The following is a 21,126-nucleotide window of genomic DNA, read 5'->3' as shown; positions in this document are numbered from 1 at the left end:
TGAGCCCTGGCTAAGTAAAAGGTGCGACGCTACGCGGTGAGATCAGGTTCTCGTAGCCTCTGTACATGTTGATCCTGGTCGGCCTGGCTCTGATCCTGGTGCTGACCATTGCCACTGGCTACTTCGTCTCGCAGGAGTTCGCGTACGTCGCGGTGGACCGCAGCCGGCTGCGGTCGCTGGCCGAGGGTGGTGACGCGGCCGCCGCGCGCGCACTGAAGGTGACGAGCCGGCTCTCGTTCGTGTTGTCCGGCGCCCAGGTCGGGATCACCATCACCGCACTGCTGGCCGGGTACTTCGCCGAGCCCTACCTGGGTGCGGGCCTGTCGCACGTGCTCGGTTCGGCCGGCGTACCGGAGTCGGTGAGCCTGTCCATCTCGGTGATCCTGGCGTTGCTGGTGGCAACGATCATCCAGATGGTGCTCGGCGAGCTGGCGCCGAAGAACCTCGCGATCGCGAAGTCCGAGGCGATCGCGCTCCGGCTGGCCCGGTCCACCTTGATGTACCTGACCATCGCCGGACCGCTCATCCACGTGTTCGACGCCACCTCGAACCGGATCCTGCGCCGGGTCGGCATCGAGCCGGTCGAGGAGCTGCCGCAGGGTGCGACCGCGCAGGAGCTCGACCGGATCATCGTCGAGTCCTACGAGCAGGGCCTGCTGGACCAGGACACCATGCGGCTGCTCGACCGCGGCCTCGACTTCCGCCACCGGACCGCCGGCGAGGCGATGCGGCCCCGGGTCGACGTGTTCACCGTGCACCAGGACGAGCCGCTGACCCGGATCGTCGACCTGCAGGAGACCGGCCACACCCGGTTCCCGGTGATCGCCGACTCGGTCGACGAGGTGGTCGGGGTGATCGCGATCGGAGACGTCGTCGAGGTCGAGCCGGCGGACCGGTCGTGGGTCACCACGGGTTCGCTGGCGACGCCGCCGGTCGTCGTACCGTCCACGCTTCCGCTGCCCGGCGTACTGGAGCGGCTGCGGACGGCGCACCGGCAGCTGGCGATCGTGGTGGACGAGTACGGCGGTTTCGCCGGGATCGTGTCGCTGGAGGACATCGCCGAGGAACTGGTCGGCGAGATCCGGGACGAGGACGATCTGCCGGAGACCGGGCTGGTCCAGGGCGGCGACGGGTCGTGGGTGGTGCCCGCGCGGTGGCGGCTGGACGAGGTCGAGGAGGCCACCGGTGTCGCGCTTCCCGAGGACGACGACTACGAGACCGTGTCCGGTCTGGTGATGGCCCGGCTCGGCCGGGTCCCGGTCATCGGTGACGAGGTGGCGGTGGAGCTGCGCCGGCGGTTCGACCATGACGGGCGGCCGGTCCCGCAGGAGTTCGTCCGGCTGTCGGTCCAGACCGTCGTACGGCATGTGCCCGGTCTCGTCGTGATGGAGCGGTTGCCATGAGTACGCCGCTCGCTCTGCTCATCTCGGCCGTGCTGCTGGTCCTGAACGGCTTCTTCGTCTCCGCCGAGTTCGCTCTGGTCGCGTCGAAGCGCCATCGGCTCGAGCAGGCTGCGGCGGCCGGCAGCCGTTCGGCGCGGGCCGCGATCGCCGGTGTGAGCGAGTTGTCGCTGATGCTCGCGGGTGCGCAGCTCGGCATCACGCTGTGCACCTTGGGTCTCGGCTCGCTGAGTGAACCCGCGGTCGCGAATCTGCTGCATCCGCTGTTCGAACTGATGCACATCCCCGAAGGTGTCGGTCATGTGCTCGCGCTGATCATCGCGGTCGGCGGTATCGGCCTGTTGCACGTGCTGCTCGGCGAGATGGCCCCGAAGTCCTGGGCGATCAGCAACCCCGAGCGATCTGCTTTGTTGCTGGCGCTTCCGTTCCGCGGCTTCACGTACGTCTTCCGGCCGCTCCTCCTGGTGCTCAACTGGATCGCCAACGCCTGTGTCCGCTTGGTCGGAGTGACTCCGCAGAACGAGCTCGCCAGCGCCCACGGACCCGACGAACTCCGGCTGCTGATCGAGTCCTCCCGCGAACACGGCACGCTCGAAGACCCCGAGCACGACCTGCTCACCGCGATGCTCGCGCTCCAGAACACCACGGTCGCCCAGGTGATGACCCCGATCTCCCAGCTCGTCACCGTCCCGGCCGAGGCGTCGGCGCGCGAGGTCGAGCTCACCAGCCGCCGCGAGGGCCGCTCCCGCCTGGCGGTCGTCAGCCCGGGTACGGCGATCTGCGGCATCGTCCACGTTCGCGACGCGGCCCGCGCGACCACGGCCGGCGGTACGACGCTGCACGCGTCCGAGCTGATGACGGAGCCGCTGCGGCTGCCCGCCGAGACCCCGGTCGCCACCGCGATCCGGGTGATGCGCGATCAGCGATCCCAGTTGGCCGTCGTCCAGGGAACCGACCATCCGCTCGGCGTGGTGGCGCTGGAGGATCTGCTGGAGGAGGTGATCGGGGAGTTCGACGACGAGACCGACCCGATCATCAGTGCCGCCGCGGAGGCGAGGGCCAAAGATGTTGCGGATGGCAACTGAGTGGTGGCGGGAGACCACCGTTCCGGGCCGGGTTCGCCGGGGCGGCTACCGTTGAGGCAGTAACCGTCCGGAGGAGGTTGTCGTGCCTGTGCGCCGGCTTGGACTTGTTGTTCACGAGGGCCGTCCGCTGGCGGTGCGGACAGCCGCGACGGTGCGCGCGTGGGCGGACCGGCACGGCATCGGCTGCACCGACATCGACGTGTGGAAATCGCATGAGGAACGGCGCGGCGGGATGGACGAGCTGCACCACGCCGGGGACCCGGATCTGGTCGTCACGCTCGGCGGTGACGGCACGTTCCTGCGCGGGGCCAGGATCGCGGCGAAGAACAACGCGTCGGTGCTCGGGGTCGACCTCGGCAAGGTCGGCTTCCTGACCGAGGTGGCCTGCAGCGACGTCGAAACCGCGTTGGAGGCCGTGTACCACGGCGGCGCCACCATCGAGGAGCGGATGACGCTGACCATGCGGGCGTCCCGTCCGCTGGAGATCCCGAGTGGGATCGAGTCGCTGCTGCGCTACGGGCACGGTCCGGCGTTGCCGCCGCCGGCGGTGCGCCCGGAATCCACCGAGGGCGACGGTTGGGGTGTCGCACTGGACGTCACCGCGTTGAACGACGTCGTACTGGAGAAGCTCGCGCGGGACCACCAGGTGGCTCTGGGGGTGTACCTGGCGGGCCGGCTGCTTGCGTCGTACTCGGCCGATGCGGTGATCGTGGCGACTCCGACCGGGTCGACGGCGTACAGCTTCGCAGCGGGCGGGCCGATCCTGTCGCCGAACATGGAAGCGGTCGTGTTCACTCCGGTCGCACCGCACATGACCTTCAATCGAACGGTTGTCGCAGCACCCGACGAGCCGGTCGCGCTCCGGGTGCTGCCGCACTCCGGGCAGGCCGCTGTCAGCATCGACGGGCAGTTGCGCGGGGTTCTCGATCCGGGTGATTGGATCGGTGTCTACGGCTCGCCGCGACGGCTGCGGCTGGTCCGGCTGGGACCGACCGACTTCTACGGCCGGCTGCGCGATCGCTTCCGCCTGACCGACGCGCCCGCGACAGCACTCGACGGCGAATCGGAGGCCTTCTGGCGGACGACGTCGCCGGTGCCGCCGGATCTGGCACACCTACGGCTGCCACCACCCGTCGACGCCGGGTAGGGTCTCCCAATGCGAAACGTGGTGATCCTGGCGGGCGGCGCGGGGACGCGGCTGTGGCCGATGACGAGGGACGACAGGCCGAAGCAGGTGCTGCCGCTGGCGGCCGGAGAGTCCTTGCTGCGGGTGGCGTACAACCGGCTGCGCGGACTGGTCGAGCCCGAGAACATCTACGTGTGCACGGTCGGTGCGTACGGCGACGTGGTCCGCAAGGAGTTGCCGGAGCTCGGCGAGCACAACATCATCGGTGAGCCGGCCCGCCGCGACACGGCGAACGCTGTCGGCCTCGCGTCCGCGGTGGTGGGACGCAAGGATTCTGATGCCGTGGTGGCCTTCGTCGGGTCTGATCACCTGATCAGTCCGGAGGACGAGTTCCGGGCCGCGATCGTGAGCGGGTTCGAGGTGGTGGAGCAGCGCGCGCGGTCGCTGGTGACGTTCGGGATCGAGCCGACGCATCCGCACACCGGCCTCGGCTACATCGAGCGCGGCGCGCCGATCGAGGGCACCAAGGCGTACGTCGTCGACCGGTTCCGCGAGAAGCCGGACCGCGCGACCGCGGAGGAGTACCTGGCCACCGGGCGGTTCTGGTGGAACTCCGGGATGTTCGTCTGGCGGGCCGAGACGGTGCTCAGCGTGTTCGACGAACTGATGCCGGAGTCCGCGACGAACCTGCGTCAGGTCGCGTCGGTCTGGGACACCCCGGAGCGGGAGGAGACGCTGGCCGGGATTTACCCGAACCTGCGCAAGATCAGCGTCGACTACGCGGTGATGGAGCCGGCCTCACAGGGCAAGGTGGACGCCGACGTGGTCGTCGTACCGATGCCGGTGCACTGGCTCGATGTCGGCTCCTGGGCGGCCCTGGCCGGCACCTACGAGACCGATGCCTGCGGCAACCGTACGGACGGCACGACGCTCAGCTGCCTGCTCGACTCGCACGACAACATCATCGTCACCGACGACCCCGACCACCTGGTCGCCGCCGTCGGCCTCCGCGGCCACATCATCGTCCATACCCAGGACGTCACCATGGTCTGCCCGCTGGCCGACGGCGAACGAGTCAAGGACCTGGTAGCCCAGGTCCATTCAGACCACGCCGACAAATACCTCTGACCGAACCCCGGGACGCACGCCGAAGCACTCCTCGCGGAGCCCCCTGCCTCCAGCGGCCCGGGCAGGTCGGTGGGACCGGGCGGGCGGTGTGCAGATCGACAGGTAGTGCACCTCTGAGACGTCGTACACAGGACGCGCGGCCGCTCAACCGCACTACCTGTCGGGCCGACACCTCCTGTCCATCTGCCCGCAGTCCCCAGCCGAACCGACCCCACTTCAGACCGGGGTGGCCGTGCGAGCCGCTCGTTCGCGGACTTCACCTGTGCACAGGTGTTTCGCCCGTCACGTGAACTGATGTGAGTGCTTGGTGAGCGGCCCAAAGAACAGCCGCCGCCGAAGACGGTGTCCTTCGGCGGCGGCTGTTCGTGGCGGAAGGTCAGCCGCCGTTGGGTTCCTGGGCGTCGGAGGCCGGGTACTTGTCCAGGAACTGCTGGAGGGACTCGCCGCTGACGGAGCCGCAGAACTGGCGGTGGCCGAAGGACTTGTTGTCCGTCTGCGGGGCGCTCCAGTGGGCGAAGGCGACCGTCTTCCCGTCCGGCCAGGGCTTGCCGTCGGACTCCTTGAACGGCGCCGCGATGAACTTGCCCATCGAGCCGTCCGGCAGTTTCGCCTTGGAGATCTTCTCGATCTCGTCGATCTGGTCCTTCGGCAACGTGTCGCGGTACCACATCAGCGTGTAGCCGTGCTCCAGGTTGTGCACGAGGTTCTCCACCGGCGGCCGGTCGTCGACGGTGTAGAACTTCTTCCCGAACGGCGCCCAGACAGCGTAGTGCGGGCCGGACGACGGCGGTGAGACCGGGTAGGCGATCTTCTCGCCGTCCGGCCGGTGGTCCTGGGTGCCGCCGCCCTCGTCGTTGGTGGGCGCATCGCACGAGGCGGCCGAGGCGGCCACTCCGAAGTCGGTGACGGCCTGGTTCTTGGTCCGGGAGTCCTGGATCAGCCGGATCGCCGGGTAGGCAATGATGGCCAGGCCAACGACGATCGAGGCGATCACGATGAGCATGGTCCGCCGCTTGTCCTGGCGAGCCTGGTCCCGCTGCATCTTCTCGATCATTTCGCGGCGCGACTGCTTCTGCGACGACGCTTTACCCACAGTGTTGGTCTTCCCGGATCGGGGCGGCCACCGCGCCGCCGTGCGGATGCAGTGTACGCAGCGACCCTGAGAGGTTGCCTAGAAAACTACCTCGGTCGTGAGCCGAACGTGACCGTCGCCTCACTGCCCGGCCCGGTCCGCACGGAGACGCCGTACCCCTCCGCGTGCAACAGCACCGCGAGCCGCTCCGCGATCACGCCGACCGCGACGGGTTCTTCGCCGAACACTGTGACAGCGTTGTCAAGCACCTCGAGGTGAATGTCTTCGACCTCGTCCAGCAAGCCGTCCCACAGCGCCGGGTCCACCTCACGCGGACCAGCGGGCGCCACCCGATCCAGTACGGCGGCCCGTGCGGCCTCCCGTGTCCCCAGGCTGAACATGTCCGATGCGGCATCCCGCACCAGCGCCCGCGCGCCCGGACCGTGCTCGCCAACGGGCAGTACGACGTCGCCCAGTCCACGCAGTACGGCGACCGGTACGCCGTCCGCCTTGCCCTTGACCAGCTCGCTGGCACTGGCCATCTCGTCGGCCAGAGCCGGCTCCGTCACCGCCAGCACATTGCCGTGGCTGTCCGTCGTACCGCGGAGGTCTTCCACCACCCGCACACCGGCAGCGCCGATCGCCAGATCGGTCTGGCCGTTGCGCCACGGGCGGCCAAGCGTGTCAGTGACGACGATGCCGACGTTGACGTCGTACTGCTGCTTCAGGGCCTCACGCAGCTGCCGCGCTGACGCATCCGGGTCGACGGGGAGCAACAGGACCGTGCCGGGCGCGGTGTTGGACGTGTCAGTGCCGGCGGCGGCCATCACCAGGCCGTGGCGGGTCTGCACGATGCGGGTCTCGCCACGCTGGGCCACGACGCGCACGAGCTCGGCGTCGATCGCCTCCTGCCGGGTGCCGTGGGTCAGGCGCCCCTCCGCCTTGCTCACGATCTTGGAAGTGACGGAAACCACGTCACCGTCCCGCAGGTCCGCCCCCTGGCCGATCAGCTCCGCCAGGTCATCTCCGGTCGCCACCTCGGGCAGACCGGTCACCGGGAAGACTTCCAGGTGCTTCCTCATCGCCGTACGGCCTCCGCGAGGTTCAGTGCCGCGTCAGCCATCGCGGCGGTTTTTGTCTCGTCCGTCATCCACAACGGCACCGCCTGCACGTGAATTCCGGCTCCCGCGATCGAATCCTGCTGGGCGTAGTCCGACAGGTCGATCAGCCACCCGTCCAGTACGCCGCCGGACGCGCGCGAACCGTAGTACCGCGCGACCGCCGAGGCGGTGGAGGCCACACCGACGGCGGCCAGCACCTTGTCGGCCATGCCGCGGACCGGACCGCTCCCGATGATCGGCGAGAGGCCGATGACCGGTGCGGACGTCTCCCGGACCGCATCGCGGATGCCGGGAACACCGAGGATGGTGCCGACCGAGACCACCGGGTTCGACGGCGGCACGATCAGTACGTCGCAGTCGGCGATGGCCTCCAGCACGCCAGGGGCCGGCTTCGCCTTCTCCTGGCCTACCGCGATGATCTGGTGCGCGGGGATCTCGGCGTGCCAGCGGACCCAGTACTCCTGGAAGTGGATCGCCTTGCGCCGGCCGGGGTTGTCCGGGTCGTCGACGACCACATGGGTCTCGACCCGGTCGTCGCTCATCGGCAGCAACCGGACCGGCAGCTTCCACCGTTGGCACAGGGCTTCGGTGACCGCGGTCAGGCCGTAGCCGGCGTCGAGCATCTGGGTCCGGACCAGGTGGGTCGCCACGTCCCGGTCGCCGAGGCCGAACCAGGTCGGCTCCACGCCGTACGCGGCCAACTCCTCCTTGATCACCCAGGTCTCGTCCTCGCGGCCCCAGCCGCGTTCGGCCGAGATACCGCCACCGAGGGTGTACATCACCGTGTCGAGGTCCGGGCAGACCCGCAACCCGAACAGGGTGATGTCGTCCGCGGTGTTCCCCACCACGGTGATCTCGGCATCCGGGCGAGCCTTGAGCAGCCCGCGCAGGAAGGTGGAACCGCCGACGCCACCGGCCAGTACTGTCAATCGCATAGGAAGAGTCTGCACGAGTCGTCAATGCGACGAACCACCGCACGACTATGCTGCGGTGGGTCCGAACATCCGCACAGCTCAGTTGTACGGCCCCCAACATCCCGAGGAGCCCTCGTGGTCACCGACGCAACCAAGAAGCTCAGAGAGCCGGTCGCGTACATACTGCTCGCATTCGCCGGTCTGATCGTGCTGGCATCGCTGATCCGGCTGTTCGTCGGCGGCGCCGGATTCACCGCGGCCGCCGGTGGAGTGCAGAGCATTCTCACCCCGCCGTCCTTCGGTGCAGTGCTGCTCCTGTTAGCGCTGACCGCCGCGGTCTGGCTGGTGAACGAGGCAGGTGAACGGACAGCGAATGCCCGGACCGTGACCTTGGTCGCGCTCGTGATCACCGGTGTGGCCCTGCTGATCGGCCTGATCACGGCGTTCGCGGGCTTCGCCGAGACCAGCACCGCCGGCCTGAAGATCGTCGGCTTCGTCTACGCACTCGCCGGCCTCGCCCTGTACGGCGCTGTCGGCCTCTATGTCATGAAGACCTTCCAGGCGCTGCCGGTGCCGGTCCGCGCGCCGAAGCAGGGTCAGTTCGCCCAGCAGCAGGGTGGCCAGTACCCGCAGCAGCAGTTCGGCCAGCAGCAGGCGCCGTACGGTCAGCAGCAGGGCGGCTACGGCCAGCAGCAGGGCCAGCAAGGCCAGTACGGCTACGACCAGGGCCAGGCCCAGGGGCAGTACGGCGGTTATGGCGCGGCTGCTGGTGCCGGTGCGGTGGGTGGCTACGCGGCGGCGCAGGGCGACCAGCAGTGGCCGCAGGAGCAGAGCTGGAACCAGGGCGAGCAGCAGCAGAACTGGTCCGCCGGTGAAGCCGAGGCGCAGCAGGCCGGCCAGCAGCCGGCTGAGCAGGCCTGGCCCGCCGCCGAGGCGCAGCCGGGCGCCGAGCCGACCCAGGCGTGGAGCGCCGAAGGCCAGCAGCAGTGGGGCGGCCAGGACCAGGGCCAGCAGTGGCCGCAGGAGCAGCAGCAGTGGGGCGGCGCCGACGCCGGTCAGCAGCAGTGGTCCGGCCAGGACTACGGCCAGCAGGCACAGCCGGCCGCCGACGAGTACGGCCAGCAGGCACAGCCGGCCGCCGACGAGTACAGCCAGCCGGCGCAGCCGGAGTGGCCGCCCCCGCAGGAGCAGAGCCAGCACGAGCCGGCGCAGTCGGAGGCCCAGCAGTCCTGGCAGCCGGGTGAGCAGTCCTGGCAGGCCGAAGAGGCACCGGCCGCCGAGCCGGCGCCCAGCGCAGAGCCGGAGCAGCCGCAGGCGACCGAGACTGCTGCCGACGAAACCCGCGTGGATCCGCGCGTTTCCGAGTCCGACAAGGACGATCAGGGCCAGCAGGGCCAGGGTCAGCAGGGCTGGTGGTCCCAGCCGTCCTGAGCTGGTGGTCCCAGCGGGGCTGAAACGCCTTGCTGACAAAGCAGCAAGCCCTTACCGAGCTGGTGGCGAAAGTTCTTCACCCCGGTTCGCGCGGTAGCACACGAAGACGAGAGGCCTGTGCAGACAGGCCTCTCGTTCTTTTGCAGCCGTGTTGCGGATGATGCCAATAGCAGACCACGGCTTGACTTTCGTGGATTGCAGGAATGTAATTTCAACCGTGTCGTTCGTTGGACACTCGGTATCGGGGACCGTTGCAGAGCGCAGGACGGACGAGGTCAGGCATGTGGACCGCAAACCCACATGTACAGGGGAACGAACAGGGTCGAGGAGGTCGTACCGTGACAGAGCTGATGGCGATTGTCGACGGTGAAGCGATCGAGGAGGAGCCGAACTGGCAGGAAAGGGCGCTGTGTGCCCAGACCGACCCGGAGGCTTTCTTCCCGGAGAAGGGCGGTTCCACCCGCGAGGCGAAAAAGGTCTGTCTCGGCTGTGACGTGCGGGGCGAATGCCTCGAGTACGCACTGCAGAACGACGAGCGCTTCGGGATCTGGGGCGGCCTGTCGGAGCGGGAGCGCCGCAAGCTGAAGAAGAAGGCCGTCTGACGGTCAAAACCCGGCACACAACTTCATCAGGACTTTCCGCGTGGCCCCGCCGACGTACAGTCGCCGGGGCCCGCGGCTGTCCGGGGGCTGGGCCGACGGCTGTATGGTGAGTCCTCGCCAGGACTCCGGTCGTGGTGAGGTATTCCGCAACCATCGAGGTCACAGCTCCGCATGGAACAAGAAGCTCCGGCCGGCTGGGAATTCTTCGACTCCGTCGATTTCCCGACCGACCACATCGACGACCCGATGGGTCGGCCGCGAGTCCGGCACGTCGTCACCGCGGTCGTGGTCGGGCACGAGGGCGCCGCTTGGCTGCCCCGGTTGTCCGAGGCGCTCTGGGCGCTGAACCCGCGCCCGGACCGGCTGATCGCGGTCGACACCGGCTCCACCGACGAGACGGCCGAACTGCTGGCCGCGATGCCCGGTGTCGAGCCGGTCGTCAGCGTGTCCGCGCGGACAGGTTTCGGCGTGGCGGTCGCCCGTGGCCTGGAGGCGGTCGGTTTCGCACCGATACCGTCCGCGGTCGGCCCGTACGGCGACGACGGCCACATGCCGGTGGTCGAGTGGCTGTGGCTGTTGCACGACGACTGCGCACCGGCCCCGAAGGCGCTCGAGCAATTGTTGCTCCAGGCCACTATTACACCGGGTGTCGGTGTCTGGGGCCCGAAGCTGCGGCTCTGGCCGCGGGACCGCGAACTCCTCGAGGTCGGCGTCACCACGTCGCTCGGCGGCCGCCGCGACACCGGCATCGAGACCGGTGAGCTCGACCAGGGTCAGCACGACCAGCCGCGCAACGTCCTCGCGGTCAGCTCGGCCGGCATGCTGGTCCGCCGCGATGTCTGGGAAGCCTTGCACGGCTTCGATCCGCGGCTGCCGATGTTCCGCGACGACATCGACTTCGGCTGGCGGGCCAGCCGGGCCGGCTTCCAGGTCGGCGTCGCACCCGACGCGGTCATCTACCACGCACAGGCCGCCGCGACCGGCGAGCGTGCGCTGGCCGGCACCCGACGGCACGCCTACCAACTCGACCGTGCACACGCCTACTACACCGTCCTGGCCAACGCGCCCGGCAAGCTACTACCGTTACTGATCCTGCGCTTCCTCTTCGGGACGATCCTTCGCTCGATCTGGTTCGTCATCGGCAAGACGCCGTCCGGTGCGGTCGATGAGTGGACCGCACTGCTCGGCACACTGCTGGCCGGCGGCTGGACGCAGGCCCGCAAGAATCGCCGCAGCCTCGATCGCGTCCCGTACGACGACATCAAAGGTCTGTTCTCCCGGTCCGTGCACGCCTTGCGGCACAACCTGGAGGAGACGACCGGCACGATCTCCGAGCGGATCCGCGAGGCCTGGGCAGACGAGCCGGAAGAGCAGGTCGTCACCAGTGCGAGGCGGGCGAAGTCGACCGCCCGCGTGGCCGCCGACAAGCCGCGTTGGCGCCGTCAGCTGATCCGCCGGCCGTTCCTGGTCGCGTGGGTCGTCCTCGCGCTCGGTGCGTTCATCGCTGCCCGCAGTCTGATCGGTGGCGGTGTCCTGCGCTCCAACGTGTTGCTGCCTGCGCACGAAAGCCTTGCCTCGCTCTGGCATGCGGCCTCTGCCGCGCCGCCGGGTGTCACGCCTCCTGCTTGGCTGGCGCAGTTCTGGGCCTTCTCCACCGTGATGTTCGGTCCGACCGGTGCGGCGAACATCCTGCTCCTCGGTGCGGTCCCGCTGGCCGGTCTGGCCGCGTGGGTGATGTTGCGATCGTTCGTCGTCGACCGGGTAGCGCGAGCTTGGGGCGCGTCGGCGTACGGACTGGCTGTCTTCACCAATGGCGCTGTCTCCCAAGGCCGGATCGGGACCTGCGTGGCCGCGATTGTGCTGCCGCTGCTGGGCGCCGCCGTCCACACCATCGCTCGGCGGCGTCGAGTGGTCGTCCAAGGCAGCTGGCGGGCCGCGTGGTTCGCGGGGATCTGCCAGGCCGTGCTGTTCGCGTTCACACCGGCGTTGGGTCTGCTCGTCGGCATCACTCTGGTGTTCGGCGGCGTGCTCCGACTCGGTTGGCGACGGCAGGGTCGCCAGCTTGTCTTCTCCGTCGTACTGGGTCTGCTGCTGGTGTTGCCGTGGACGATCCAGTTGGTGCTGCATCCGGCGCGGCTGGGTCAGGAGGCCGGTGGTCCGCCGACCGCCTCCATCGGCCCGGGCGACAGCCTGGCGCACTTGCTGACTGGTACGCCGATCGGTGCGCCGGCGCCGTGGTGGTTCGCCGTACCGCTGATCCTGGTGGCGTTGGTCGCTCTGCTGCGGCAGTCGCGGCAGCGGTACGAGTTGCTCGGGTGGTTCGCCGCGCTGGCCGGTCTGGCCGGGACGCTGATCGCGAGCCGGCTGGGTGGTGGCAGTGGACCGCTGATGTTCCTGATGACCGCGGGCTGGATCATCGCGGTGGCGGTCGCCTGGGACTCGGTCGGCAAGTCCACCGACGTCATCGTGCAGGGTGTGCTCGGGATCGTGCTGGTGACGACGATCGTGACGGCCGGGTTCTGGCTGGTGCGTGGCGCCGATGGCCCGTTGTGGCGTGGCCCGGCGCAGGACCTGCCGGCGTACCTGGCGACGTCGCAGGCGCCGCCACAGAACGCGTCGATCCTGGTTGTGCGCAAGAGCCCTGGCAACGCGATGCGGTACTCGCTGGTGAAGGACGGTGGCCCGCGGATGGGCGCGCTGGAGGCGGCGCCGACGGCGCAGCAGTCCAAGCCGATCACCGACGTACTGTCGACGCTCGGTGGTGGCGGTAGCGGTGAAGAGGGACGGCAGCTGGCCGGACTGGCGATCGACTACGTCTACCTGCCCGCTCCGGTCGACCAGAACCTGCAGTCGACGCTGGACTCCCTGCCCGGTCTGACCCGGGCCAGTGCGGCCGACGGCGACGCGTCCTGGCTGGTGGACCGGTCGAAGATCAAGGGCGAGACGCCGCTGCACGACCAGACCCACACGCTGTGGCGGATTCTCGGCATCATCGCCTGGATCATCGCGCTGATCTTCTGCCTGCCGACCGTACGGCGTACTGTCGCGGTCCCGCACGGGACCCACGCGAGGAGGGACCGGTGAGCCGGTTGCTGTCGGACGTGCGCGTCCGGGTCGGAGCTTGTGTGCTGGCGATGGCTGCCATCGGCGGCCTCGGTGTGGCCACCCACGCGAAGGAGCCGACGGCCCGGGCCGAGGGCGTCACCGAACCCGCGCGTTCGGTGGTGAACCGTACGGCGCTGTCCTGCCCGGCGCTGGCCCCCGGCGGGAAGACGTCCAGCATCGTGAGTGCGGTGTCGCCGACCCTCCCGGAGGGCACGCCTGTCGCGGCGGGCAAGGAGGTGCCGCTGCAGATCACGCCGCTGCCGAGCACCGCGAATCCGGTCGGGTCGGTGCTGGTCCGTGGCAAGGTCGGTTCGACCGGTGCGGTCACCAAACCGGCCGAGTTGTCGATCCAGGGCACCGGTCCGCTCGCCGCGGGCACGGTCGGTACCAGTACGACGGTCTCCGCCGAAGGTGTGAACCTGGGCATGGCGAGTACGCCGTGCCAGGTGCCCGGCTCCGACTTCTGGTTCGCCGGGGCGAGCACGGACCGGCGCGACACACTGGTGCTGACGAACCTGGACAGCATCAACGCCGAGGTCAACGTCACCGTCTACTCGAGCAATGGCCAGCTGGACCTCCCGAACGCCCGCGGTCTGGTCGTGCCGGCGCGCGGGACGATCCCGCTGTACCTCCGGCAGATCGCGCCCAAAGCGAAGGACGTCGCGCTGCACGTCCAGTCGACGGGTGGCCGGGTGGCGGCGTCGCTGCGGAGCAATGCGACCAAGACGAACGGCGAGCCCGGTGGTGTGGACTGGCTGAGCCAGTCCGCCCCGCCGGCGACGAAGGTGTACGTCCCGGCTGCCGCCCCCGGCGCCGGACTGCGGATGCTCTCGATCGCTAACCCGACCGACCTGCAGGCGACGGTCAGCCTGACCGTGAACGGGCCGAACGGTCCGTTCAAGCCGGCCGGACTGGAGACCGTGCAGGTCCCGGCCGGGGCGGTGAAGACGATCAAGCTGGACCCGGTGCTGCATGGTGATCCCAGTGCGATCACGCTGGCGTCGGACGAGCCGGTGACCGCCGCGATGCGGATGGTGGACGGGAGTGGGAGCGACTTCGCGTCGCTCGGGTCGGCCGAGCCGCTGACCGGACCGGCGTACCTGGTGCTGCCCGCGCACCGGCAGGCCGCAGTGCTGCAGGTGACGGCGCCGGGTAAGCCCGCGAGCGTTAAGTTCGAGCTACGGGACGCTGCCGGCCGAGTGCTGAGCACGCGGACGCTCGACGTCCTCGGTGGCGCCACCAGCCAGATCTCGTTCAAGGCCCAGCCGCGGCCGACGTACCTGATGGTGGAGCAGGCCCGCGGGGAGATCGTGGCCGGGGTGACGCTGATGCCGGCCGCGAAGCCGGACGACGACGACATCGCAGAGGTGGCGGCCTGGCCGCTGACGACGTCGCTGGTGTTCCGGGCCCAACTCGGCGCCGAGCCGGATGCGCGGGCTGCGCTGAGGTAGTCAGCCCTCGGAGGTGTTGGCGCCCGGGTCCTGCAGCATCCGCAGGTGTCGGCGACGGGCGACCTCCACGGGTGCGCCGGTCGTACCGGCACCTGGCTCCCGGGGCGGTAGCGGCCTGGCGGCCTCGCGGACCGCGTTGGCCAGCGCCTCCAGGTCGTCCGACGACGGTCCCGCCGCGGCCGGGTCCGGAGCGAGCCGGATGACCTCCCAGCCGTTCGGAGCCGTCAGCCGGTCGGCGTGGGCGGCACACAGGTCGTAGCAATGCGGTTCGGCGTACGTCGCCAACGGGCCGAGCACACAGGTGGAGTCGGCGTACACATAGGTGAGCGTCGACACGGCCGGCTGATGACAGGCGGCGCGCGAACAGATCCTGGCGATGCTCACGACCAGACATTACGCCCACTAGGCTGAACGCGTGACCGAGGCTCGCCGTCATCGCAGGCACATCGACCGCCATGGCCGCGGCATGCTCGGCCCGATCAGCCGGCCGAGCCGGTTCGCGCCACGCGGTCTGCCGTTGCAGCGCTCCGGCGCCGCGCAGTTCGACGAGGTGGTCGCGATCGAGGTGACCCGGCTGGAGAAGCGGCTGCCGCAGGTCGTCGCCCGGGTCGAGTTCGCCATCGAGGACGTGCCGAACCTGGACCTGGACGCGCGCGAGATCCCGCTCACCCACTCCACCGGGGGGACGTCGCACGAGCCGTACCGGATCGTGGTGTTCCGCCGCCCGATCGAGCTGCGGGCCGAGCGCTCCGCGACCGGCCTGGCCTGGCTGGTCCGGTCCGCGCTGGTGCTCGAACTGGCCGACGTCCTGGCCCTGTCCCCGGAGCAGATCGACCCCGACTTCGACCCCGACGACGACTGACTCGCGCGACAGGCCCGGCGGTCCGCCGGTGTTCGAACATGTTTCGTACTGTGGGAAGCGGTTTGTGTCCGTCGTTGTCAGTGCGAGAGGATCGTAGGTGTGAACGATCAAAAACTGCGGGTCGGGGTTGTCGGGCTGGGCTTCGCCGGGCGTACGGCGCTCGAGGCGTTCTCGGAACTGCCGGACGTCGAGGTGGTGGCGCTGGCCGGGCTGGAGAAGGACCTCCTGACGAGCCTCGGCGAGAAGCACGGCGTACCGCACCTCTACGAGAACTGGGAAGACCTGCTCGAGACCGAGGGTCTCGAAGCGGTCAGTATCGGTACGCCGACGCAGCTGCACGCCCCGATCGCGCTGAAGGCGCTGGCGAAGGGTCTGCACGTGCTGTCCGAGAAACCGCTGGCCCGGACGGTCGCCGAGGGCGCCGCGATGGTCGAGGCCTCCAAGCAGGCCGGCCGGGTGCTGAAGGTCGTCTTCAACCACCGTGAGCGCGGTGACGTCGCGGCGCTGAAGCACCAGATCGACGAGGGGCAGCTGGGCCGGATCTACTACGCGAAGGCGCACTGGATGCGCCGCAACGGCATCCCCGGCATGGGCGGCTGGTTCACCAACCGCGAGTTGTCCGGCGGCGGCCCGCTGATCGACCTCGGCGTCCACATCCTCGACCTCGCGCTGCACCTGCTGGGCGAGCCGTCGGTGACCACGGTCTCGGCGAACACGTTCGCCGAGCTCGGTCCGCGCGGTCGTGGCAGCGTCAGCAGCGCGATCCGGCCGACGGTCGACACGCTCGGTTCGAAGTTCGAGGTCGAGGACCTGGCCACGGCGTACCTGCGGCTCGAGGGCGGCGGCGCGCTGCAGCTGGAGACTAGCTGGGCCACCTACCGGGCGCCGGGCGACAACTTCGGCATCGAGCTGTTCGGCACCGAGGGCGGCGCCAAGATCGAGGTGCAGAACTACACCACCGAGGACACGCTGCGGATCTTCACCGACGTGGCCGGCATCCCGGCTGAGGTGAAGCCCGCGACCGGTGCGGGACTCGGCCACCGCGGAGTGGTGCGGGAGTTCGTCCGGATCGTCCGCAGTGGCGACTGGGAAGGTCAGAACGGGTCCGAGGCGCTGCTGAGGACCGAGGTCATCGACGCCTGCTACGCCTCGGCGAAGGCGGGACGAGAGGTTGTTCTCCATGACTGATCCGATTCGCGTCACCGTCTGGGGCGAGAACGTGCACGACCAGCGCGACGCCTCGGTGCAGAAGGTCTACCCGGACACGATGCACGAGACGATCGCGGCCGCGCTGCGGGCCAAGCTGGGCCAGGACGTGGTGGTCCGGACCGCGTGGCTGCAGCAGCCAGAGCACGGCCTGACCGAGGAGGTGCTCGCCGAGACCGACGTGCTCACCTGGTGGGGTCACGCGGCTCATGGCGACGTCGACGACGCGATCGTCGAGCGGGTGCAGAAGCACGTGCTGTCCGGGATGGGCCTGATCGCGCTGCACTCGGCGCACTTCAGCAAGATCTTCATCAAGCTGATGGGCACCACCTGCTCGCTGGACTGGCGGGCCGAGAACGACCGCGAGCTGATCTGGACGGTCGCGGCCGGCCACCCGATCGCGCAGGGCATCCCGCATCCGCTGGTGATCGAGCGCGAGGAGATGTACGGCGAGCTGTTCGACATCCCGCAGCCGGACGAGCTGGTGTTCGTCAGCTCGTTCACCGGCGGCGAGGTGTTCCGCTCCGGCTGCTGCTACCGCCGCGGCCAGGGCCGGGTGTTCTACTTCCGCCCGGGCGACCAGGAGTACCCGACGTACCACCAGCCCGAGGTGCAGCAGATCATCGCCAACGCGGCCAAGTGGGCCGCCCCGACCAGCCCGCGCCAGCTCCCCGAGGTCCACCACCGCAAGGACATCGGCTGGTTCGACAAGGCCTCAGATCCGGCCTGAAATACGACTTTGCCGGTGGGCCGGATAGGGTCCACGCATGGTTGACGTTGCGGCGATCTTCAAGGCGTACGACGTACGAGGGGTCGTCCCGGACCAGCTGGACGAGTCGGTGGCCCGGGCGACCGGGGCGGCGTTCGTCGAGGTCCTGGACGTCCTCGCGTCTCCGGGGGCGGTTGTGGTCGGCTACGACATGCGGCCGTCCAGCCCGGCGCTGGCGGCCGCGTTCGCCGAGGGTGTGACGAGCACCGGCGCGGACGTGGTCGACATCGGCCTGGCCTCCACCGATCAGCTGTACTTCGCGTCCGGCCGGCTCCAGCTGCCCGGTGCGATGTTCACCGCCAGCCACAACCCGGCCCGCTACAACGGCATCAAGATGTGCCGCGCCGGCGCGTCCCCGGTCGGCTCGGAGTCCGGTCTGCGCGACATCGCGGACCTGGTCGCCAAGACCGTCACCGACGGCCCGGCGCCGGTCGCCGTACCGGGCAAGGTGGCCCGCAAGAACCTGCTGACCGCGTACGCCGACCACCTCAACGACCTGGTCGACCTGAGCGGCATCCGTCCGCTCACGGTCGTCGTCGACGCCGGCAACGGGATGGGCGGCTACACCGTTCCCGCCGTGTTCGCCTCCGGCCCGGTGCGGATCATCCCGCTGTACTTCGAGCTGGACGGCAACTTCCCGAACCACGAGGCCAACCCGCTGGACCCGAAGAACCTGGTCGACCTGCAGGCCAAGGTCCGCGAGGCCGGCGCCGACCTCGGCCTGGCCTTCGACGGCGACGCGGACCGCTGCTTCGTGGTGGACGAGAAGGGCGACCCGATCTCGCCGAGTGCGGTCACCGGTGCGGTCGCGGTCCGGGAGCTGGCCAAGCACCCTGGGTCGGCGGTCATCCACAACCTGATCACCTCCAGGGCCGTGCCCGAGCTGATCACCGAGCACGGTGGGACGCCGGTCCGGTCCCGGGTCGGGCACTCCTACATCAAGCAGAAGATGGCCGAGACCGACGCGGTGTTCGGCGGCGAGCACTCGGCGCACTACTACTTCCGGGACTTCTGGCGGGCCGACACCGGCATGCTGGCCGCGCTGCACGTGCTGGCCGCGCTCGGTGAGCAGGACAAGCCGGCCAGTGAGCTGTTCGCCGAGTACGAGCGGTACGTCGCGTCCGGCGAGCTCAACAACAAGGTCGACGACGCCGCGGCCACGGTCGCGGCGATCGAGGACACCTACGGCGACAAGCCCGGCATTACCGTTGACCATCTGGACGGTCTGACCGTGTCGGCGCCACAGTGGTGGTTCAACGTCCGTGCGTCGAACACGGAACCGCTGCTACGGCTGAACGTCGAGGCCGCGGACCGGTCCACGATGGAACGCGTCCGTGACGAAGTACTGGCCCTGATCACCGGTGCATCGGTGGAGGAGAACTGAATGGCTGTCAACCTGGACCCGGACCTGCTGAGCATCCTGGTCTGCCCGAAGTGCCGCTCGGAGTTCCGCGTGGACGACGAGGCGAACGAACTGGTCTGTACGAACGCCGCCTGCGCCCTGGCCTACCCGGTCCGTGACGACATCCCGGTGCTGCTGATCGACGAGGCCCGGGACACGAGAGACACCGAATCCGCGGACAGCTGATGAGCTCCTTCGACGACTCGCGGCTGGACGACCCGGCCGCACTCGAGGCGACCGATCACCTGCTGCGGCGCCTCGCGATGGCCGGTGCGCGCGTCCGGGCCGAGCTGGAAGCGGCCGAGGAGGCCCTGTCCAAGGTCGACACCGACGGGTTCCGGCCGCGTGCGGTGCTGGCCGCGGGCCGCGACGCCCGCCTGGTCCGTGCCGTGCTGGAGCCGGTCTGCCCGGTGCCGTTCGTGGCCTGGCCCGGTCCGGGACTGCCCGGCTGGGCGGGTCCACTCGACCTGGTGGTCGTCCTCGGTGGAGTCGGCCCCGATTCCGACGCGGAGTCGGCCGCGTCCGAGGCGGAACGGCGTGGCACCGGCCTGATGGTCGCCTGCCCGCCGGACTCCCCGGTCGCGCGCGCGTCCGCGGGGTCACGGCACGCCATCCGGCTCCCGTCGCAGTCCGACGACCAGTTGGCCTCGGCGGTCGCCGTACTGCAGGGGCTGCACCAGATGGAGCTCGGCCCGGTGGTGGACGCCAAGTCGGTCGCGTCGATCCTGGACGACGTCGCGATCGAGTGCTCGCCCAACACCGACGTCGCCTCGAACCCGGCCAAGGACCTCGCGCTGATCCTGGCCGACGCGCTGCCGCTGGTGTGGGGAGGATCCGTCCTCGCCGCGCGAGCCGCACGCCGGGTGGTGGAGGCGATCCGGTTGGCGAGTGGCCGGCCCGCCCTGGCCGCTGACGCCGGCCACCTGCTGCCGGTGCTGAACCAGCCGCCGCGGGACCTGTTCGCCGACCCGTTCGACAAGCCGGAGGAGCTGCGACCCGCCCTGGTCATCCTGGATGACGGCACGGACGACCCCGGGGTCACCGAGCACCGGCACAAGCTGGAGGACAAGGCAGCGCGTCACGACGTGCGGGTCAACGTGGTCACGCAGGCCGAGGGCACGGACATCGCCCGGTACGCCGCCCTGTCGCAGCACGGCCGCTACGCCGCGGCGTACCTGGGTATCGGCCTGGGTCGCTACGGCACTCCGATCGACGCCACCCCGGACGAGCCGGGGAATCCAGCGGAGGATCCAGCGTGGTAGTGCCGTTGCTGAACACCATCCGGGACTACGCCTGGGGTTCGCGGACAGCGCTCCCCGAGCTGATGGGCGCGGAGCCGGACGGTCGCCCGCAGGCCGAGCTGTGGATGGGCGCCCACGAGTCCGCGTCGTCCGTCCTGCCATGGGGCGATTCCCTGTACGACGTGGTGTCCGCCGGGCCGGCCGACGTACTGGGGCAGGAGACGGCGGAGCGGTTCGAGGGGCGGTTCCCGTTCCTCGCCAAGCTGCTGGCCGCCGCGCAGCCGCTGTCGATCCAGGCGCACCCGTCGAGGGAGCAGGCGATCGACGGATACGCGCGGGACGAGGCCGCCGGGATCCCGCGGGACGCGGCCGACCGGAACTACAAGGACGCGTGGCCCAAGCCGGAGATCCTGATCGCGCTCGGGCCGTTCGAGGCGCTGGTCGGGTTCCGGCCGCTGGGAGGCACGGTCGCGCTACTGGAGGCGCTGGCGCCGGTGGGGTTCGAGGAACTCACCAGCCTGCTGCGCAACGGCAAGCTCCAGGACGCCTTCACCCAGTTCATGGGCAGCGACCGGGACACGATCCGTCCGCTGGTCTCGGCTCTCGGTGAGGCCTGTGCGCAGTACGCCGGGGACGCGTTCGCCGTCGAGCGCGAGACGCTGGCCAAGCTCTGTGCGGACTTCCCGGACGATCCCGGCGTACTCGCGGCGCTGTTGCTCAACCGGGTGCGGCTGGAGCGGTTCGAGGCCGTGTACCTGCCGGCCGGGAACGTGCACGCGTACCTGTCCGGATTCGGGTTCGAGGTGATGGCCAACTCCGACAACGTGTTGCGCGGGGGCCTGACCAGCAAGCACATCGACGTACCGGAACTGGTGTCAGTGGTGGACTTCGAGCCGCTGACCGATCCGGTGCTCACCGCGCCTCCGGTGGTTGACGGCGTGGCGACGTACGAGACCGGTGCCGAGTACTTCGCCATCCACAGGGTCGACCTCGACGACAGCGAACGGACGGTGGCCGGTGTCGGTCCGCGGATCGTGTGCTGTGTGGCGGGATCGGTCGAAGTAGGGGCCGGAGGCACCGAGTCGGATGTGACGTTGTCCGCCGGTCAGTCCGCGTTCGCCTCGGGACCCGAAGGACCCTGTATCTTGCGTGGTTCCGGCACGGCGTTCGTCGTGTCCGCGCGCTGAAACCGTACGGAGGACCTGGAGAAC

The 21,126-nt window shown here is 69.6% G+C and carries 19 protein-coding genes; 15 read left to right on the top strand and 4 right to left on the bottom strand.

Features of this window, described 5'->3' with window-relative positions; translation table 11 throughout:
• Positions 1-65 precede the first annotated feature (65 nt).
• From OG817_RS29565 to OG817_RS29550, 4 genes are all read left to right on the top strand, one after another.
• Positions 66-1,403, top strand: coding sequence for a hemolysin family protein (locus OG817_RS29565; protein ID WP_406047821.1), 1,338 nt, complete (start codon positions 66-68; stop codon positions 1,401-1,403).
• Complete coding sequence (locus OG817_RS29560; protein ID WP_406047820.1) at positions 1,400-2,485, top strand: hemolysin family protein; 1,086 nt, start codon at positions 1,400-1,402, stop codon at positions 2,483-2,485. Before OG817_RS29565 ends, OG817_RS29560 begins: the two co-directional genes overlap by 4 nt.
• A gap of 82 nt (positions 2,486-2,567) precedes the next feature.
• Positions 2,568-3,632: an NAD(+)/NADH kinase gene (locus tag OG817_RS29555; RefSeq protein WP_360438296.1), complete on the top strand. Its 1,065-nt coding sequence runs from the start codon at positions 2,568-2,570 to the stop codon at positions 3,630-3,632.
• A 9-nt stretch (positions 3,633-3,641) separates the two neighbouring features.
• Entirely contained in the window at positions 3,642-4,739 is a 1,098-nt protein-coding gene (locus OG817_RS29550; protein WP_406047819.1) for a mannose-1-phosphate guanylyltransferase, read from the top strand.
• A gap of 376 nt (positions 4,740-5,115) precedes the next feature.
• Here OG817_RS29550 and OG817_RS29545 read toward each other — a convergent pair whose 3' ends face one another.
• The 3 genes from OG817_RS29545 to cofD form a co-directional block, all read right to left on the bottom strand.
• Positions 5,116-5,793, bottom strand: coding sequence for a DUF3105 domain-containing protein (locus tag OG817_RS29545; protein ID WP_406047818.1), 678 nt, complete (start codon positions 5,791-5,793; stop codon positions 5,116-5,118).
• 125 nt (positions 5,794-5,918) lie between these two features.
• Positions 5,919-6,893, bottom strand: coding sequence for a coenzyme F420-0:L-glutamate ligase (locus tag OG817_RS29540; protein WP_406047817.1), 975 nt, complete (start codon positions 6,891-6,893; stop codon positions 5,919-5,921).
• Positions 6,890-7,867, bottom strand: coding sequence for a 2-phospho-L-lactate transferase (gene cofD, locus OG817_RS29535; RefSeq protein WP_360438284.1), 978 nt, complete (start codon positions 7,865-7,867; stop codon positions 6,890-6,892). Before cofD ends, OG817_RS29540 begins: the two co-directional genes overlap by 4 nt.
• Positions 7,868-7,981: 114 nt before the next feature.
• Between cofD and OG817_RS29530 the strand changes: the two genes are divergently transcribed.
• The 4 genes from OG817_RS29530 (at position 7,982) to OG817_RS29515 (ending at position 14,435) form a co-directional block, all read left to right on the top strand.
• The gene (locus tag OG817_RS29530; protein ID WP_406047816.1) at positions 7,982-9,277 is read left to right on the top strand and encodes a hypothetical protein; all 1,296 of its coding nucleotides are present in this window, start codon (positions 7,982-7,984) and stop codon (positions 9,275-9,277) included.
• 350 nt (positions 9,278-9,627) lie between these two features.
• On the top strand, positions 9,628-9,879 hold the full coding sequence (locus OG817_RS29525; RefSeq protein ID WP_020389877.1) for a WhiB family transcriptional regulator: 252 nt from the start codon (positions 9,628-9,630) through the stop codon (positions 9,877-9,879).
• 171 nt (positions 9,880-10,050) lie between these two features.
• On the top strand, positions 10,051-12,963 hold the full coding sequence (locus OG817_RS29520) for a glycosyltransferase (RefSeq protein ID WP_406047815.1): 2,913 nt from the start codon (positions 10,051-10,053) through the stop codon (positions 12,961-12,963).
• The gene (locus tag OG817_RS29515; RefSeq protein WP_406047814.1) at positions 12,960-14,435 is read left to right on the top strand and encodes a DUF5719 family protein; all 1,476 of its coding nucleotides are present in this window, start codon (positions 12,960-12,962) and stop codon (positions 14,433-14,435) included. Before OG817_RS29520 ends, OG817_RS29515 begins: the two co-directional genes overlap by 4 nt.
• On the opposite strand, the gene OG817_RS29510 is transcribed toward OG817_RS29515, so the two are convergent.
• Complete coding sequence (locus OG817_RS29510) at positions 14,436-14,819, bottom strand: DUF3499 domain-containing protein (RefSeq protein WP_396391984.1); 384 nt, start codon at positions 14,817-14,819, stop codon at positions 14,436-14,438.
• A 31-nt stretch (positions 14,820-14,850) separates the two neighbouring features.
• Between OG817_RS29510 and OG817_RS29505 the strand changes: the two genes are divergently transcribed.
• From OG817_RS29505 to manA, 7 genes are all read left to right on the top strand, one after another.
• The gene (locus OG817_RS29505; RefSeq protein WP_396391985.1) at positions 14,851-15,297 is read left to right on the top strand and encodes a metallopeptidase family protein; all 447 of its coding nucleotides are present in this window, start codon (positions 14,851-14,853) and stop codon (positions 15,295-15,297) included.
• Positions 15,298-15,396: 99 nt separating this feature from the next.
• The gene (locus tag OG817_RS29500) at positions 15,397-16,485 is read left to right on the top strand and encodes a Gfo/Idh/MocA family protein (RefSeq protein ID WP_396391986.1); all 1,089 of its coding nucleotides are present in this window, start codon (positions 15,397-15,399) and stop codon (positions 16,483-16,485) included.
• The gene (locus OG817_RS29495; protein ID WP_406047813.1) at positions 16,478-17,233 is read left to right on the top strand and encodes a ThuA domain-containing protein; all 756 of its coding nucleotides are present in this window, start codon (positions 16,478-16,480) and stop codon (positions 17,231-17,233) included. Before OG817_RS29500 ends, OG817_RS29495 begins: the two co-directional genes overlap by 8 nt.
• Before the next feature lie 37 nt (positions 17,234-17,270).
• A complete protein-coding gene (locus OG817_RS29490; protein WP_406047812.1) occupies positions 17,271-18,656 on the top strand; it encodes a phosphomannomutase/phosphoglucomutase in 1,386 nt (461 codons plus the stop codon).
• The gene (locus tag OG817_RS29485) at positions 18,657-18,860 is read left to right on the top strand and encodes a Trm112 family protein (protein WP_131352674.1); all 204 of its coding nucleotides are present in this window, start codon (positions 18,657-18,659) and stop codon (positions 18,858-18,860) included.
• Positions 18,860-19,936 carry an SIS domain-containing protein gene (locus OG817_RS29480; protein ID WP_396391989.1) on the top strand — a complete coding sequence of 359 codons (1,077 nt, stop codon included), beginning with the start codon at positions 18,860-18,862 and terminating at the stop codon, positions 19,934-19,936. The genes OG817_RS29485 and OG817_RS29480 overlap by 1 nt, the downstream gene beginning before the upstream one ends.
• On the top strand, positions 19,930-21,102 hold the full coding sequence (manA, locus tag OG817_RS29475; protein ID WP_396391990.1) for a mannose-6-phosphate isomerase, class I: 1,173 nt from the start codon (positions 19,930-19,932) through the stop codon (positions 21,100-21,102). The genes OG817_RS29480 and manA overlap by 7 nt, the downstream gene beginning before the upstream one ends.
• Positions 21,103-21,126 lie beyond the last annotated feature (24 nt).

Source organism: Kribbella sp. NBC_00889, assembly GCF_045207705.1.
In the GTDB taxonomy this organism is placed as follows: Bacteria; Actinomycetota; Actinomycetes; order Propionibacteriales; family Kribbellaceae; genus Kribbella.
The sequence above is the reverse complement of the archived record's forward strand: the minus strand, read 5'-3'. Positions and strand labels throughout refer to the sequence as shown.

Excerpts from the sequence above, each read along its gene's own strand:
- OG817_RS29565 (WP_406047821.1), top strand. The coding sequence starts at position 66 with ATGTTGATCCTGGTCGGCCTGGCTCTGATCCTGGTGCTGACCATTGCC.
- OG817_RS29560 (WP_406047820.1), top strand. The coding sequence starts at position 1,400 with ATGAGTACGCCGCTCGCTCTGCTCATCTCGGCCGTGCTGCTGGTCCTG.
- OG817_RS29550 (WP_406047819.1), top strand. The coding sequence starts at position 3,642 with ATGCGAAACGTGGTGATCCTGGCGGGCGGCGCGGGGACGCGGCTGTGG.
- OG817_RS29545 (WP_406047818.1), bottom strand. The coding sequence starts at position 5,793 with ATGATCGAGAAGATGCAGCGGGACCAGGCTCGCCAGGACAAGCGGCGG.
- OG817_RS29540 (WP_406047817.1), bottom strand. The coding sequence starts at position 6,893 with ATGAGGAAGCACCTGGAAGTCTTCCCGGTGACCGGTCTGCCCGAGGTG.
- cofD (WP_360438284.1), bottom strand. The coding sequence starts at position 7,867 with ATGCGATTGACAGTACTGGCCGGTGGCGTCGGCGGTTCCACCTTCCTG.
- OG817_RS29525 (WP_020389877.1), top strand. The coding sequence starts at position 9,628 with ATGGCGATTGTCGACGGTGAAGCGATCGAGGAGGAGCCGAACTGGCAG.
- OG817_RS29520 (WP_406047815.1), top strand. The coding sequence starts at position 10,051 with ATGGAACAAGAAGCTCCGGCCGGCTGGGAATTCTTCGACTCCGTCGAT.
- OG817_RS29495 (WP_406047813.1), top strand. The coding sequence starts at position 16,478 with ATGACTGATCCGATTCGCGTCACCGTCTGGGGCGAGAACGTGCACGAC.
- OG817_RS29490 (WP_406047812.1), top strand. The coding sequence starts at position 17,271 with ATGGTTGACGTTGCGGCGATCTTCAAGGCGTACGACGTACGAGGGGTC.
- OG817_RS29485 (WP_131352674.1), top strand. The coding sequence starts at position 18,657 with ATGGCTGTCAACCTGGACCCGGACCTGCTGAGCATCCTGGTCTGCCCG.
- OG817_RS29480 (WP_396391989.1), top strand. The coding sequence starts at position 18,860 with ATGAGCTCCTTCGACGACTCGCGGCTGGACGACCCGGCCGCACTCGAG.